This window comes from Thioalkalivibrio sp. ALJ24, assembly GCF_000377785.1.
Taxonomy (GTDB): domain Bacteria; phylum Pseudomonadota; class Gammaproteobacteria; order Ectothiorhodospirales; family Ectothiorhodospiraceae; genus Thioalkalivibrio.
The window spans coordinates 1-16,088 of record NZ_KB898735.1; the positions used below are offsets into that span (position 1 = coordinate 1).

Below are 16,088 nucleotides of genomic sequence, written 5' to 3' on the forward strand. Positions count from 1 at the left end.
GGAGGAGAACGCGATGTTCATTCAGTACATCCAGCCCGGCAAGCCGAACCAGAACGCCTTCATCGAGCGTTTCAACCGCACCTACCGCAACGAGGTCCTGGATCTCTACCTGTTCAACGATCTCGAGGAGGTCCGCGAGATCACCCACTGGTGGGTGATCGACTACAACGAGGAGCGGGCGCATGACGCCCTCGGCGACCTGCCGCCGGTCATCTACGCCCAGCTCCACTCAACCGCCGAGGACTCTAAAAATGAATGGTCCTCTTGACGGGGAAGCTTACGGTATCGACACCCTCAAGTCGATGGCGGTGGAGCCGCAGACCACGAAGAAGTGGGACGAGCAGCTGGCCGGCTATGTCTCCGCCGGTCTGCGGACCACCCAGCTGTCGACCGTCGCCCGCGAGCTGATTTCGCTTGTGGGAAAGCTGGTGACGGTGGGCACGCTGTGGCTGGGGGCACGGCTGGTGATCGAGGGCGACCTGACCGTCGGCCAGCTGATTGCCTTCAACATGCTGGCCGCGCGTGTCGCCCAGCCGATCATGCGTCTGGCCAACATGTGGACCGACTTCCAGCAGGTCGGGATCTCCATGCAGCGGCTTGGCGACATCCTCAATGCACCCACGGAATCCTCGTTCGCCAACCGCAGCAGCCTGCCCCGTCTGGACGGGCGAATCGAGTTCGACCAGGTGCATTTCCGCTACCGGCCCGACGGTCCCGAGGTGCTGCGCGGGGTCAGCCTGGAGATCCCGCCCGGTCAGGTGCTGGGCGTGGTCGGCCGCTCCGGATCGGGCAAGAGCACCCTGGCGAAGTTGATCGGCCGGATGTATGTGCCCGAGCGCGGGCGGGTGCTGGTGGATGGCACCGACCTGGCGGTGGCCGAGATCAGTTCGCTGCGCCGCCAGATCGGCGTGGTGCAGCAGGAGAACATGCTCTTCAACCGCAGTATCCGCGAGAACATCGCCCTGGCCAGCCCGGGGGCACCGCTGGAACGGGTGATGGCGGCCGCGCGCCAGGCCGGGGCCCACGACTTCATCCTGGAAACCCCCGAGGGCTACGACACCGTCGTTGGCGAGCACGGTGGCACGCTTTCCGGCGGTCAGCGCCAGCGCATCGCCATTGCCCGCGCCCTGATGAACGACCCGCGCATCCTGATCTTCGACGAGGCGACCAGCGCGCTCGACTACGAGTCGGAGCGCGTCATCCAGCAGAACATGGCGCAGATCGCCCGTGGTCGTACGGTCATCATTATTGCCCATCGGCTCAGCGCCGTACGTCGGGCTGACCGCATCATCGTCATGGACCACGGCCAGATCGTCGATCCGGGACCCACGACAGCCTGGCCGAGCGTGACGACGGCATTTATGCGGGCCTGTTGCGCCTGCAGCAGACCTGAGGGAGGGTGCCATGGGGATGCGGCGCAGCGCATGGCAGGACCTCAAGGGGCGCTATCGGTGGGCCTTCGCCATCGCCTGGGGGCGCCGGCGGGAGATGGACCCGCCGCGACGGGTGCCGCACGAGCAGGAGTTCCTCCCGGCGGCCCTTTCGCTACAGGAGACGCCGGTGCACCCGCTGCCGCGCGTCATCATCGGTCTCATCCTGCTGCTGGCGGTGCTGGCCGTGGTGTGGGCCACCCTGGGGCGCATGGACATCGTTGCGGTGGCCGAAGGCAAGGTGGTGCCGGACGGGCGTACCCAGACGGTACAGGCCACGGAGACGGCGAGCGTCAGGGCCATCCGGGTACGGGACGGGCAGCGCGTCGAGGCCGGAGATGTCCTGATCGAACTCGACTCGACCCTTTCGACCGCGGATGTGACGCGCCTGAGCCGGGAACTGCTGTCCGCCCGCCTGGCTGCGGCGCGTTCCGAGGCGTTCCCGGAGGCTCTGGACGGCGATACCGAGCGGCCGGTGCTGCAGCCGGATTTCCCCGCGCCTGAGGATGTTCTGCTTGTGGAACAGCGGGTGTTGCGCGGCCATGTGCATCACTACCGCGCCCGCATGCAGCAGCTGGATGCGGAGATCGCGCGCAGGCAGGAGGAGATCGCTGCGGCGGGCGCGATGGTGGCCGGGCTGGAACAGACCCTGCCGATCATTCGCGGGCGCAGCAATGATCTGTTGCAGCTATCGGACGCGGGCATGGCGGCCCGCCACGAGCAGCTGGAACTGGAACAGCAGAGCATCGAGGCCGCGAACGCCCTGGACGCGGAGCGGGCACGGCGCTCGGAGGCGGAGGCAGCGCTGCACGAGGCGCGCGAGCAGCGCCGAACCCTGCGTTCGGAAAGCCGGCGAGAAGCCCTGGACATCCTCCACCAGGCGCGTTCCGAGGCGGAGTCCCTGGAGCAGGAGCTGATCAAGGCGCGGCGGCGTGACGAACTGATGCGCCTGCGTGCGCCGGTGACCGGCACGGTGGAACAGCTGGCGGTCCACACGGTGGGTGGCGTGGTGGAGCCGGCCCGGCCGTTGATGACCGTGGTGCCGGAGGATGCCGAGGTGATGGTGGAGGCGACCCTTCCCAACAAGGACATCGGCTTCGTGCGGCCGGGCCAGACGGCCGAGGTGAAGCTGCAGACCTTTCCTTACACCCGTTACGGCACGGTCGAGGGCGAGGTGCTCGATGTCTCGCAGGATGCGGTTCAGGACGAGCAGCAGGGACTGGTCTTCGTCGTGCGCGTGCGCCTGGATCGCAACACCGTCAACGTGCAGGGGGACTCCGTGCGTATTGCCCCCGGCATGATGGCTACCGTGGAGGTGAAGACCGGCAAGCGGCGCATCATCGAATATTTCCTCACCCCTTTGCTGCGCGCCGCGCGCGAAAGTCTCAAGGAGCGCTGAGGCGGCAGGGGGCTCAGCGTACCTGGCGGACTTCGTCGCGACGGAAGGCCCAGGTGCGGGTGATGACCAGTTCGTCGTATTCCTCGCGCATGGCCTCGGTGAACGGGGCGTAGGGGGCGCCCAGTTCCACGATGCGGATGGCGGCTTCGTCGAGCACGGGTTCGCCGGAGCTGCGCGCGACCTGGACGTCCATGAGTTCGCCTTCCGGATTCAGGCGGACCGACAGGACCAGGCTGCCGGAAAGGCCCTGCCGTCGGGCCTCGTCCGGGTAGTTCACGTTGCCGACACGTTCCACCTTGTCGATCCAGGCCTGGAGGTAGGCCGCCTCCGGTGCGCTGCGCGCCGACAGGCTATCGAGATAGCGGGTGCGCTGGCCGCGCGCGGAAAAGCTCTGACGTTCCTCCGCCGGGGCTGCGCGGGCGCTTTCCAGTCCGCGGTTCATCAGGGTGGCGGCGTCCGGGCGCGGTTCGGCCTCGGGGGACTCGATCGGTTCCGGTTCGGCGATCTCGGGCGGGGCCGGTTCGGGCGAGTCTTCGGCCTCGATGGTGTCGGGTTCCGGCTCGGGTTCGGGCGGCGAGGGCTGGGCCACCAGCGGGCCCGGCTCCGGCAACGGGGCGTCCACGCCCTCGGCTTCGGCCTCGCCGGTGCCTTCCTCGGCGGCCTCGGGTGCGGTGGCTTCCTGGTCTTCCGGGTCCTCGGCGCCGGCGTCCTGGTCGATCTCGGCGATGCGCTCGACCTCTTCCGGGGGTGTCCGGGCTTCGGGATCGGTGACCCGGGTCACGTCCATGGGTTCGCGCGGGGTGGGTTCGGGCATGTCCACGGTGAAGCCGATCCCCATGATCACCAGCCCGTGGGCCAGCAGCGCGAGGAAGACCATCGTGGCGAAATGGTTCGGACGCGCGTGGGTGTGCTCCGACGCGGGTGCGGGTGCCGGGCGGTCAGGCTGGTCCTGGGGTGCGGGCATGTGGGAGATGGCGCTGGATCCGGCGATCGGCGAGTACGTGGGCCGTCAGTATACCGGTGGTGGCGCCGGCAATCAGTGCGGCCAGCCACAGCGGTGGCAGGAGTACGGGGAGGCCCGGGTGCGGGATGATCAGCAGCCAGGCCAGCAGGAACTGTCCGCTGACATGGGCCATGCCGGCGGCGATCGCCAGGCCGGTGGCGCCGACATGCCGCGGCGCGAAGGGTGCCAGCAGGGCCAGCGCGGCCAGGGCGGCCAGGGCGCCGGTCAGCGAGAGCCAGAAGGCGGGGCTGAGCAGGGTCCCGAGCAGCAGGCTGCTGCCGACGACACGCAGCAGGGTGACCGCGACTGCGGCACGCCAGCCGAGGGTGAGCAGGGTGACCAGGGTTACGATGTTGGCCAGCCCCGGCTTGACGCCCGGCACGGGGCCCGGGATCGCGGCCTCCAGGACCTGGATCCCGATCGCAATGGCGGCAAGGGCCGCGATCTGGTGGTCGCGCCGGGAGTCGGGTGGGGCGGTGTTCACGGTCAGTAGTGGATGCTGTCCCAGGCGGGTTCCGCGCCTTCTACCCTCAGGGTCAGGCGGTTGGGCAGGCTGATGGCCATGTCGCCATGGGCCGAGAGCCAGCCGGCCCCCTCGCAGATGTTACGCGTGCCCGGGGATTCAGCGCAGCGCGCGCGTCCGGCCTCGAGCTCCACGCGGGTGGTCCCGGCGGGACCCTGCAGTTCCAGCAGGCGTGGGCCGTCCAGGGCTTCGTGCCGGGTGGGCTCGCCGGCCTGGGTAATTACCAGGGTCCGGGCGTTGTCATCCTCCCCCGGACTCCAGGCGAGGATGAAGGCCATCGCGACGAGGCCGGTCGCGGCCAGCGCAATCACCCCGTCGCCCCAGCGCAGTCCGAGGTCGGTCACGGTGCCGTGTCGCCCTCCGGCCATTCGCGGATCTCGGGTTCGGGATGGCGGTCGCCGATCTCGACACGTTCGGCCATCGCCGGGGTGGCCTCGATCCGGCCGTCTGCCAGCACCACCAGCGCGTGGTCGATTCCGAGCCGTTCGGCGTACTCCGGCCACTCTTCCGGGCCGGCGATCATCAGGGTCGTGGCCGCGGCGTCGGCCAGGCCGCCTTCGTCGTGCAGCACGGTTGCCGAGCGGATGCCCTCGGCCGGGCGGCCGGTGCGTGGATCGATCACGTGATGGATACGTTCGCCTTCGTGTTCGTATCCCCGTTCGTAGTCGCCGGAGGTGAACAGGCCCTCGCCCCCGCCCAGTTCGATCCCGCCGAGGGTGCCGCCGTCCGGGTGCCGGATGCCGACCTTCCAGTCGCGGCCTGCGGGGCGTCCGAGGGTCATCAGGTCGCCGCCGGCGTTGACGATGGCGGCTTCTACCCCGAGGTCGTCCAGCTGGTCGCGGGTACGCTCCACCGCGGTCCCTTTCGCCAGTCCGCCGAAGTCCAGTTGCAGATCCGGGTGTCGCCCGGTCAGGCGCACTCCGGAGCGTTCGATGTCCTGCATCGAGGGCGGATCGTCCAGCAGCTCGGCGAGCGTGTCGTCATCCGGCGGAGGTCCGGCGGGTTCGTCCTGGTGGAAGCCCCAGGCCGCGATCAGCTGCCCCAGTGCCGGGTTGAACAGGCCGTCGGTGGCCTGTTCCACTGCGCGCCCCTGCTCGATCAGCGGCAGTACCGAGGGCGGGGCGCTGAATTCGCGCTTCAGGGGCAGCAGCTGGTTGGTGCGCCCCAGCGAACCTTCCTCCCAGGCATGCCAGGAGGCGTGCAGGATATCGAGCTCCGCCTGCATTTCACGCTCGATCTTCGCAAGATCATGTTCGCCGGCCGGTGCCACCGTCACCTCGACCAGGGTGCCGAAGGCCTGGAACTGCAGCTGTTCGGTTTCCGGTGCGCGGTCGCAGGCGCTCAGGAGAGTCGCGGCGGCCAGCGCCATCAGCGCCGGGGACAGGCGGGTGCGGGTCCGGTTCATACGCTCTCCCCCGTGATGAAATCGATGTAACGACCTGCGAGATCTCCGCCGCAGGCCGCGTCGAGCTCGCGCACGCCGGTCGGGGAGGTGACGTTGATCTCGGTCAGGCATTCCCCGATCACGTCCAGGCCGGCGAAATGGATGCCACGGTGGCGCAGCTCCGGCCCCACGCGGTCGCAGATCTCGCGGTCGCGATCGGTCAGCGGTACGGCTTCTCCGCGTCCGCCGACGGCGAGGTTGGCGCGCGATTCCCCGGGTGCGGGAATGCGGGCCAGCGCGTGGTCGAAGGGTTCCCCGCCGATCATGATGATCCGCTTGTCGCCCGCGGTGAATTCCGGCAGGAAGCGCTGCGCGATCACCGTGCGACGGTCGAAGGCTGTCATGGTCTCGAGGATCACCGAGGTATTCGGGTCGCCCTCGCGTACGCGGAAGATCGAGCTGCCGCCCATGCCGTCCATCGGCTTGACCACGATGTCGCCATGCTCGCCGAGGAATTCGCGGATGCGGGCCCGGTCGCGGGTGATCAGCGTAGGCGGGGTGCAGTCCGGAAACAGGGCGGTGAACGCCTTTTCATTGATGTCGCGCAGCCCCTGTGGCCGGTTGGAGACCCGTACCCCGGCATGTTCCGCGAGTTCGAGGGTGTAGGTGGCGTACACGTACTCGGCATCCGCCGGTGGATCCTTGCGCATCAGGATTGCATCGAAACGCTCCAGCGGGCCGGTGGTCGCGGCGCCGAGCTCGTGGAACGCCTCCGTGCGGTCGTGGACCTCTAGCGGCCGGCTCCGCCCCAGGGGCTGCCCGTCCTGTACCCAGATGTCCGACAGTTCAAGGTAATGCACGCGGTGGCCGCGGGCACGGGCGGCCAGGATCATCGCGAAGGTCGTGTCCTTGGCCGGCTTGATACCCGTGATCGGGTCCATGATGATGGCGATGGTACTGGGCACGCTAGTGAGGCCTTTTCGTGATCCGTGTCAGACGAGTATGCCATGCGCTGAAATAGTGCTGCTTCTTGTTTGTGTATCCCGCGGGACTTCGTTAGATTCGATCCTGCATTCAGCCTTGGGGGGGTAAGGTGTCTGACGCGCCTGCGGAAGCCGACTCGGCCACCGAGTTTCAGGGAGTGAAGGTGATGGTGATCGATGACAGCAAGACGATCCGGCGGACCGCCGAATCCTTGCTGCAGAAGCACGGCGCCGAAGTGGAAACCGCGGTGGATGGCTTCGAGGCCCTCTCCAAGGTGGCCGATTCCCGCCCTGACATCATCTTCGTCGACGTAATGATGCCCCGTCTCGACGGGTATCAGACCTGCGCGCTCATCAAGAACAACAAGCAGTTCAGGGAGACCCCCGTCATCATGCTTTCCAGCAAGGACAGCGTGTTCGACAAGGCCAAGGGGCGTGTCGTGGGGTCGGAGGACTATCTCACCAAGCCCTTCACCCGGGACGACCTCCTGGATGCCATGCGCAAGTACGCGCATCAGGAAACCCCGGAATGAATCCACCGCGATCGCGTCGCGTGTACCAAACCAGGAAAGCAGAACGCCATGGCCCGTATCCTCATCATTGACGACTCTCCGACCGAGATCCACGTCCTGCGCACCATGCTCGAGAAGAATGGGTATACGGTGTCCTCGGCCGCCAGCGGGGAGGAAGGTCTTGCCGCCGCGAAGGCGCAGGTGCCCGACCTGGTTCTGATGGACGTGGTCATGCCCGGGCTGAACGGTTTTCAGGCCACCCGGGAGCTGTCCAAGCAGGAAGAGACCGCCAACGTCCCCGTGGTGGTGGTCAGCACCAAGGATCAGGCGACCGACCGTGTGTGGGCAATGCGCCAGGGAGCGCGGGACTACATCACCAAGCCGGTGACCGAAGAAATCCTGCTGAAGACGGTCGAGAAATACCTCTCGGCATGAAGGTCGACACCACCACGCCGTTCGCGCTTCTGGCGAGCCTCGATCGCGAGAGCCAGCGCATCAATCGCGAGTATCGGCGCGACACGACGGAAGGTTGGCGGGGCGTTCTGCTGGCCGTGGGGCAGTTTCGCTGTCTGGTGGATATGGAAGCCATCTCCGAAGTCACCGACCCCATGTCGCTGACGCGCGTCCCGCTGGCCGACCCGATGGTCCTGGGAGTCGGCAACCTGCGCGGGCTGGTGCTGCCGGTTTTCGATCTCGGCCGCCTGTTGCTCGGGGAGTCGCTGACCGGTGACAGTTCGCGCCAGCGCATCGTGGTGGCGCCGCAGGGGCAGGGCATGGCGGGGTTGCTGGTGAGCCGGGTCGAGGGGATGCGCAACTGCGCCCCGCATCAGCGTCGTCTGGAGGTGGATGTGCCGGAGGCGGCGCGTCCCTACGTGACCGGCGGGTTTGATCTGGGGCACCGGATCCACCCCGTGCTCGATCTGGACCGGTTGTTGAACGACACGGGGCGGTTCTCGGGGTCGGAAGCGGCGGAACCAACCGAAGGCCAGCAGCAGGCGGTCGCCTCCTGACGGGGCGGCATCACCGTTACAGGGAGTCAACGCACTATGGGTTTGAGTCGTCGTACGCGCAACCTCCTGATCGGGGGGCTTCTGGTTATATCCCTGCTGATTACGGGCGGTATCGTCGTCTATCACGAATATCTGCAGAACCAGTATCGCGACCGCATCGCACTGGCCAATGACATGCGCCTGTTGTCCCAGCGGCTGGCGACCGGTTCGCTGGAAGCCGCCGCCGGATCCGAGCGGGCCTTCGACGACCTGGCTCAGCTGCGTGATGCCTTCGATCAGAACCTGGAGACCCTGCGTGAGGGCGGTGACGGTCTGATGCCGTTGCCGGAGACCGAACGCGAGGACCTCGATCGCCTCGAGGCGGAATGGAGCGGTTACCGCGACCAAATCAACACCATCCTGCATGGTCGCGACGCGATCGAGGAGGTCACCGAGTTTTCCGATGCGGTCAACGAGTTCTCGCCCGAGCTCGCGCGGCTGTCCGACAACGTCGTTCGCCGCATGTCGGCGATCGACGAAGACCCGGACCAGATCTATGTCGCCGCCCGCCAGACCATGCTGATCCAGCGGATCGGCAACAGCCTCAACGAGGTCCTTCAGGGGGGCGCCCGGGCCGCAACCGCCATCGAGCGCTTCGAACGGGATGCGAACCTCTTCGGGCGTGTGCTGGACGGCCTGATCGAGGGCTTCCCGCCGCTCGGCATCGAGGCCGTGGACGACGACGAGACCCAGGAGCTGCTGGGCGAGATCGGCACGCTGTTCATTGCGTTCAGCGAGGCCGTGGAGGGGGTGCTGGAGACATCGTCCCGGGTATTCGATGTCAATGCGGCGGCCTCCGACATCGAGGCCGGTTCCTCGGACATGCTGGAGGTCACCGGCGATCTGGAGGCCGCGCTGGACGCCCGCGCCGATACGGTGGGCGCCCTCGCGTGGGTCGCGGCCGGTTTCGGCCTGCTGACCCTGCTCCTGATGACCAGCATCGGCGTGTTCATGTATCGCGACACGCGGCACGAACTGGCCGAGACCGAGGCCCAGAACGAGCGCAACCAGCAGGCGATCCTGCGTCTGCTCGACGAGATGATGAACCTGGCCGACGGGGACCTGACGGTGAACGCCACGGTAACCGAGGATTTCACCGGAGCCATCGCCGACTCGATGAACTTCGCGATCGAGAACCTCCGGACCCTGGTGGCGACCATCAACTCGGTTGCGGATGACATCAACGACTCCGCCGCCAACAGCCGTGCTCAGGTCCTCGGGCTGGCTGAGAAGGCGGAGCAGCAGAACGTCGAGATCCAGCAGGCCAACGACGCGATCGACGAGATGGCGCAGTCGGTCGACAAGGTGGCGTCGGACGCCGGCCAGTCGGCGTCGGTTGCGCGGAACTCGGTGGAGATCGCCTCCCGCGGTGCCGCTACCGTGCGCCGCTCGATCGAAGGGATGGATTCCATCCGCGAGCAGATCCAGGAAACGGCGAAGCGGATCAAGCGTCTGGGCGAATCCTCGCAGGAGATCGGCGACATCATCGGTCTGATCAACGACATCGCCGAACAGACCAACGTCCTCGCGCTCAACGCTGCCATCCAGGCCTCGGCGGCCGGCGAGGCCGGGCGTGGCTTTGCGGTGGTGGCCGACGAGGTTCAGCGCCTCGCCGAACGTTCGGCCAGCGCGACCCGTCAGATCGAGGGTCTGGTCAAGGCGATCCAGGCCGATACCAGCGAGGCCGTGAGCTCCATGGAACAGAGTACCGCGAACGTAGTGTCCGGGGCCGAGATGGCACAGGCCGCGGGCGAGGCCCTCTCCGAAATCGAGCAGGTCTCCAATGACCTCGCCGGGCTGATCGACGGGATCTCCTCCTCGGCACACCAGCAGGCCGAAATGGCGAAGAACGTGACGGGCATCATGGCGCAGATCCGCGAGATCACCACCGAGACCACCGAGAGTACGCACACTACCGCGGCATCCATCGACGATCTGGCGCAGCTGTCGCAGCAGCTCCAGTCCTCGGTTGCGGACTTCAAGCTGCCGCCCTCCGATCAGGGTGATGCCGGCCGCTCCGGTTCTCAGGGCTGACGGCCGAGCCACACGATGGTTGCCAGTGCACTGAACTGGGTCCGTGACGAGCTCGCCGCGCTGTTCGGCGAGGTCCAGGAGGCCCTGCAGGCCTACTCGGAAGATCCGTCCCGGACCGAGCCCCTGGACCGGGCCTGGGAACGGGTTCGCCAGATTCGCGGGACCCTGGTCATGGTCCAGGTCGAAAGCGTCGCTCGCGTCTGCGACGAGATGCTGGCCGTGCTGGATGGTCTGCGTCAGGGGGAATTGACCCCGGACGCGACCACCGAAGCGTTGCTGCGGGCATCACTGCAATTGCCCGACTACCTCGAGCACGGTGACGCCGACGACCTGCCGTCGCCCATGGTCCTGCTGCCCCTGCTGAACGAACTGCGTAGCGTTCGTGGCGCCAGCATGATGATGGACGTCGCCGAGCTCATGCCCGATTTCGACGACGTGGACGACTCGCGGGTGGGTGATCCTCCGCAGGAGCTGTCGCTTACGGAGCGCCTGCGTGCCCTGCAGCAGGCGCGTCGGAGTTTCCAGCGCGACCTCCTCGCCCTGGTCAGGGGGGTGGACGCCGCTGCGGCCTCGGAACGTCTGCACGAGGTCTCGCGCGAGGTGGTCCGGGCGGTACCTCCCGGCGATTTCCGTCGGCTGTTCTGGGTGGCGGGTGCACTGCTGGAAGGCCTCGCGCGTGGGGGTGTCGAACTCAACAACGACATCCGCCGCCTGATCGGCCGGGTCGATCGGGAGCTGGGCCGCTATCTCAATGCCCTCTCCAACCAGCTGCGCGAAGGCGGGTCGGCCGATGCTCTTGATTACGAAGCGCCGGTCGACATCACCAAGACCCTGCTGTTTCACGTGGCCCGCGCGGAGGCCGATACGGAACAGACGCGTGCCGTGCGGGAGGTCTTCCATCTCGATGACCTGAACGCGCCCGACGAGCGCATCACCAGCGGTCTGGGGCGGGAGGTACAGGACCGCCTTCGCTCCGCACTGGAAGACGATCTTGGCGAGGTGCGCGAGCGTCTGGATGTCCTGATCCGCTCGGCAACGCGTGAGGCCTCCGATCTGGAACCCCTGCGCGATCGCGTCCGGCGGATCGGCGCCACCATGCGGATGCTGGGGCTGGAACAGGGCGAAATCCATGCCCGGGCACTGGACGACAGCCTGGAGCCGACGCGCCTGGCTCATCACGACGAACAGCTGGAAATGGAACTGGCGCAGCACCTGCTCGCGCTGGAATCCATCGTCGAATCGGACCTGGAAGGACAGCGGGAAACCGCCAGTGGCGAGGCGGCCTATGACCGACAGCTGGCCGAAGCGCTGTATCGCGAGTCCCTCGTGGACGTGCGGCGGGTCCGCGAAAGTTTCGTTGGCTTCCTCTTCGGCAACGCTCCGGCCAGCAGTCTGGACGAGGCGCGCGAGGCGCTGCACCGTGCGCGCGGCGCCCTGGTCATGGGTGGTTTTCGCAGCCTGCAGTCCCTGATCGACCCATTGCTGCGCTTCCTTGACGAGCGCGCCGGGATGACCGCCGCCGATCTCGCCGCCGATGCCGTTGATGCCCTGGCCGAGGTCCTCAGCAGCATCGAAGTCGCGCTGGAATCCTCCGGACAGCCGTGGCGGGAGCTGGACAGTGTCCATGAACGCGGCCGGCGCGCCCTGCAAAGGCTGGGTGCGGTGGAGGACGACGGGCCTCCCGCCGACGCACCGCACGTTGCAGAGGGGCTGTCCGTCCTCGATGCGGCCGAACCGGAACCAGCCGAATCTCCGGTTCCGGACAGCGACACGCCGTCCTCGAGTGGCGAAACCACCGATGCGGACTTCCTTGACGGGGGGGCGGGGGTACACACTCCCGCCGAGCCCGAGCCCGAGCCCGAGCCCGAGCCCGAGCCCGAGCCCGAGCCCGAGCCCGAGCCATCGGTGCCGGAACCGTACGCGACTGCGCGGACCGGCCGTGGGGCGTCCCTGGAACGGCGCCCCGGTGCGCTGTCGTTCGACGAATCCGTGCTGGAACAACAGGTGCTGGGGCCGGATGCCGACGGGGAGATTCTCGAGATATTCGAGGAAGAGGCCGGGGAGGTGCTGGAGACCCTGAACGAGCAGTTCCCGCTGTGGCGTTCCTCGCCGACCGACCGCGAGGCCCTGTCAACGGTTCGGCGCTCGTTCCATACCCTGAAGGGTTCCGGTCGCCTGGCCGGTGCGCTGCGCCTGGGCGAGTTCGCCTGGGTGGTCGAATCCTTCCTGAACGGGCTGCTGGAAGGTTCCGGGCAGGCCGACGACGATGTGCTGTCCGCGGTGGGTGATGCCATTGCGGTATTGCCGGGACTGATTGGCGAGATCCGCGACCAGACGGAACCGACCACTCCGGTCCTGGACATCGTGCTGCGTCTGGACGCCCTGGCCGCGGGGGAAGCCCCCTCTATCGAGGAAGCCGCCGAGGAGGGGCTCGAGGCGCCGGCCACCCCGGAGGGCGCGGAAGAGGATCTGGCGGCCCTTGCCCGCAGTATGGAGGCGCTGGATGCGTCGGCCGGGTCCGAGCCCGAGCTGCCGGAAATGGATGCGGGGGAGCTGCCGGCGTACGAGACCCCCGAGGAAGAAGAGCTGCGGTCACTGGATGATCTGGCGCCGGAGCCGTCCGGGGACGACGCGGGCGCGGTCGAAATGGCCGGGCAGCCCCCGGTGGATGAAGAAGAGCTCACGGACCTCGATGAGCTTGTCCCCGAAGGCGCGGAACCGACCATCGACCCGCAACTGTGGGAGGTCTTCTCCGCGGAGGCCCGCAGCCATCTCGACACGATCCGTGAGTGGCTGGACGAGATTGAGGAGACGCCTGCGCGGCCCCCCAGTTACGCGCTTGAACGGGCGCTGCACACCCTGCATGGCAGTGCGCGGACCGCCGGCGTCTCCACCGCGCATTCGGCGTGTCGGTCGTTCGAGAATCTGATCAATCTCCACCGGGAGATGGGGCAGCCGCTCGAGAATCGTGCGCTGGAATTGCTGCGTGACCTCGTCGATCGGCTCGGGGCGGTCGTTGATTCCACGGTGCCCCCGTCCGCCAGGGAGCTGGCCACCCCGCCGGAGTGGGCGGAGGAAGTCGAGGAATTATTCGCTGCGGCCCGGACACGCTGGAACTGGCCTGCCCAAGACCTTGAGGCCGAGGCGGCGGCACGGGCGGCCGACGACGAGCGTCTTCCTCCCTTCGACGACGCCGAAAGGGGCGCGGTCGCGGGCGAGGACCTCACCGAGGTGTCGGGTCTCGAACTCGAGACGACCGGGGAGCCTGCGGCCTGGCCGGAGGACGAGACCGGCGCACATGCTGTGCCGGAGCCGGAGCCGGAGCCGGAGCCAGAGCCGGAGCCGGAGCCAGAGCCGGAGCCAGAGCCGGAGCCGGAGCCAGAGCCAGAGCCGGAGCCGGAGCCGGAGCCGGAGCTGCGCGGGGATGCCTCGGTCGAGGAAATCGACCCGGAGTTCGGCGAGGTCTTCATCGAGGAGGCCAACGACATCCTCGAGCAGGCCTTCCACACGCTGTCGGCGTGGCGCGAGGCCGGGGGACGTCCCGGCCCGGATCAGGAGGCGTTCCAGCGTGAGGTGCACACCCTCAAGGGCAGTGCTCGTATGGCCGGATTCACGGTGGTCGGATCGCTCGCACATGCGCTGGAAAGCGCCCTGGGGGTGGAGACCGAAGCCGGCCAGGACCCGCGGCCGGCTTTCTTCGACGCCGCCGAGAAGGCGCTGGTCGAGGTGCAGGAACTGGTCGAGCGGGGGGTCGGACCGTGGCAGACGGATGAGCGGGAGAGTCGCGAGCTGCCGGGGTTGCGCCACTGGAGCCTGCCGGACGCGCAGGAGGCGGAGGAGGAATATGCCGACGAGACGGAGGGCGCTTCGGAGGCCGCGCTCGCGTCGACCGATGGCCCGTCCGACCGCGCGGCGGCGCCCGGGGGCGAGACCGAGGCCGCCAGCCGGAAGTTGCAGGATCAGGTCCGCATGGATGCCGAGGTCCTCGACAGTCTGGTCAACAACGCCGGCGAACTCGCGACCTTCCACCGGCGTTTCGAGCAGACGGTCGGCCGTGTCGAGGGTCAGGTCGAGGAACTCGAGCGCACCATCGTCCGCGTGCGCGAGCAGCTGCGCAAGCTGGAGATCGAGACCGAGGCCCAGGTCCTGTTCCGGGTGGAACAGGAGACCGGTGACGAACAGCTGGATTTCGATCCGCTGGAGATGGACCGCTATTCCGGGATCCAGCAGCTGTCACGCGCACTCGCCGAGAGTGTCAGTGACCTTGACGCGCTGAAACAGGAGGTCGATGACGAACTGCGTACCGCGGCCGGGGTGCTGCTGCAGGAAAAGCGCATCGGCACCGAACTGCAGGACCAGTTGATGCGCCAGCGCATGGTGCGCTTCGCGCGGATGGCGCCACGCCTGCGGCGCGTGGTACGGGCCGCGGCGGACGACATGCAGCGCGAGGTCCGCGTGGATTTCGTCGGTCAGGATTCCGAACTGGACCGCGCCTTGCTGGAGCGTCTGGTGGCCCCGCTGGAGCATTTGTTGCGCAACGCCGTGGCCCACGGGATCGAGCCGCCCGACGTACGCGAGGAGCAGGGCAAGCCACGTGAGGGCAGCGTCACTGTCAGTCTGGAACAGGCCGGCAGCGAGATCCGGCTCGAGGTGGCGGACGACGGCGGCGGTATCGACGCGGAGGTCGTCCGTGCGAAGGCGATCGATCGCGGCGTGATCGCCCCCGATGCCGAGCTGAGTGACAGCCAGGCGTTGCAGCTGATCCTGCAATCCGGATTCTCCACGGCGGCGTCGGTCAGCCATGTGGCCGGGCGGGGCGTCGGCATGGACGTGGTCAATGCCGAGGTCAAGCAGCTCGGGGGGACGCTCGACATCGACTCCATTCCGGGATCCGGGTCGCGCTTCTCGCTGCGCCTGCCCTTCACGCTCGCCATCAGTCAGTCGCTGCTCGTGCAGGTGGGCGAGGAGACCTTTGCGGTGCCGATGGCATCGGTCGAAGGCGTGGTGCGTGCACGCAGCGAGGAGATCGACGATTCCGGCGCGGCGCCGACCTACAGCTACGTGGGGCAGGAGTACGCCCTGCGGTCGCTCGGAGAGGTCCTGGGGATCGAGACCCAGGCGCCCGTGAGTCCCTTGCCCGACGAGCCGTTCCCGCTGCTGCTGGTACGTGCGGATGAGCAGAAGGTGGCCCTGCGTATCGACGGGCTGGCGGGCAGCCAGGAAGTGGTCGTGAAATCCGTGGGCCCGGTCCTCAGCCGGATCCCGGGCGTGGCCGGGGCGACGCTGCAGGGCGACGGCTCGGTGATGCTGATCCTTGACCTCTCCATGCTGATGCGCTTCGCGGCCGTCGGGCAGGGGGCAGCGGAGGAGGAGCAGGAGCCCGAAAGCGCGGCGACTCGGATCATGGTGGTGGACGACTCCATCACCATTCGCAAGGTCACCGCAAGGCTGTTGTCCCGTCACGGCTACGACGTGGTCACCGCGCGCGATGGCCTCGACGCGGTCACGTTGCTGGACGAACGGCGTCCGCACCTGATCCTGCTCGACGTGGAGATGCCGCGGATGGATGGTTTCGAGTTTGCGGCTCACGTCCGCGAGCATCCGGAATTCAACGCGGTGCCGATCATCATGATCACCTCGCGTTCCGGTTCCAAACACCGCGAGCGGGCGATGCGTCTGGGCGTCAACGGCTACCTTGGCAAGCCCTATCTCGAAAACGATCTCCTCAGCGAGATCGAGCACCAGCTGGAAGAGGCACCGGCATGACGACG

The 16,088-nt window shown here is 67.7% G+C and carries 12 protein-coding genes and 1 pseudogene; 8 read left to right on the plus strand and 5 right to left on the minus strand.

Annotation, left to right across the window (positions count from 1 at the left end):
* The 3 genes and pseudogenes from D571_RS0112915 to D571_RS0112925 form a co-directional block, all read left to right on the plus strand.
* A partial coding sequence (locus D571_RS0112915) for an integrase core domain-containing protein (protein ID WP_018936703.1) occupies positions 1-268 on the plus strand: 268 nt, incomplete at its 5' end.
* A gap of 13 nt (positions 269-281) precedes the next feature.
* A pseudogene (locus tag D571_RS14185) lies at positions 282-1,393 on the plus strand (ATP-binding cassette domain-containing protein); the annotation flags it as partial.
* An 11-nt stretch (positions 1,394-1,404) separates the two neighbouring features.
* Positions 1,405-2,829, plus strand: coding sequence for an HlyD family type I secretion periplasmic adaptor subunit (locus D571_RS0112925; RefSeq protein ID WP_018937114.1), 1,425 nt, complete (start codon positions 1,405-1,407; stop codon positions 2,827-2,829).
* A gap of 13 nt (positions 2,830-2,842) precedes the next feature.
* Here the strand turns inward: D571_RS0112925 and D571_RS0112930 are convergent, their stop codons facing one another.
* Genes D571_RS0112930 through gshB form a run of 5 tightly spaced genes read right to left on the minus strand, consistent with a single transcriptional unit; the run spans position 2,843 to position 6,704 of the window.
* A complete protein-coding gene (locus D571_RS0112930; RefSeq protein WP_018937115.1) occupies positions 2,843-3,793 on the minus strand; it encodes an energy transducer TonB in 951 nt (316 codons plus the stop codon).
* Entirely contained in the window at positions 3,768-4,316 is a 549-nt protein-coding gene (locus D571_RS0112935; protein WP_018937116.1) for a Gx transporter family protein, read from the minus strand. The genes D571_RS0112930 and D571_RS0112935 overlap by 26 nt, the downstream gene beginning before the upstream one ends.
* Before the next feature lie 2 nt (positions 4,317-4,318).
* Positions 4,319-4,723 (minus strand): NusG domain II-containing protein, encoded by a 405-nt coding sequence (locus tag D571_RS0112940; RefSeq protein WP_018937117.1) that lies wholly within the window; start codon positions 4,721-4,723, stop codon positions 4,319-4,321.
* Positions 4,696-5,760, minus strand: coding sequence for an FAD:protein FMN transferase (locus D571_RS0112945; RefSeq protein ID WP_018937118.1), 1,065 nt, complete (start codon positions 5,758-5,760; stop codon positions 4,696-4,698). The genes D571_RS0112940 and D571_RS0112945 overlap by 28 nt, the downstream gene beginning before the upstream one ends.
* Positions 5,757-6,704, minus strand: coding sequence for a glutathione synthase (gshB, locus tag D571_RS0112950; protein ID WP_018937119.1), 948 nt, complete (start codon positions 6,702-6,704; stop codon positions 5,757-5,759). Before gshB ends, D571_RS0112945 begins: the two co-directional genes overlap by 4 nt.
* A 128-nt stretch (positions 6,705-6,832) precedes the next feature.
* On the opposite strand from gshB, the gene D571_RS0112955 reads away from it, so the two are divergent.
* From D571_RS0112955 to D571_RS0112975, 5 genes are read left to right on the plus strand one after another with little or no spacing between them, the layout of a single operon-like run.
* Positions 6,833-7,255, plus strand: a complete 423-nt coding sequence (locus tag D571_RS0112955; RefSeq protein WP_026287854.1) for a PleD family two-component system response regulator — start codon at positions 6,833-6,835, stop codon at positions 7,253-7,255.
* 48 nt (positions 7,256-7,303) lie between these two features.
* On the plus strand, positions 7,304-7,669 hold the full coding sequence (locus D571_RS0112960; RefSeq protein WP_018937121.1) for a PleD family two-component system response regulator: 366 nt from the start codon (positions 7,304-7,306) through the stop codon (positions 7,667-7,669).
* Positions 7,666-8,244: a chemotaxis protein CheW gene (locus D571_RS0112965; protein ID WP_018937122.1), complete on the plus strand. Its 579-nt coding sequence runs from the start codon at positions 7,666-7,668 to the stop codon at positions 8,242-8,244. The genes D571_RS0112960 and D571_RS0112965 overlap by 4 nt, the downstream gene beginning before the upstream one ends.
* Positions 8,245-8,280: 36 nt before the next feature.
* Positions 8,281-10,317: a methyl-accepting chemotaxis protein gene (locus D571_RS0112970; RefSeq protein ID WP_018937123.1), complete on the plus strand. Its 2,037-nt coding sequence runs from the start codon at positions 8,281-8,283 to the stop codon at positions 10,315-10,317.
* Between the two features lie 15 nt (positions 10,318-10,332).
* Positions 10,333-16,083 (plus strand): Hpt domain-containing protein, encoded by a 5,751-nt coding sequence (locus D571_RS0112975; RefSeq protein ID WP_018937124.1) that lies wholly within the window; start codon positions 10,333-10,335, stop codon positions 16,081-16,083.
* Positions 16,084-16,088 lie beyond the last annotated feature (5 nt).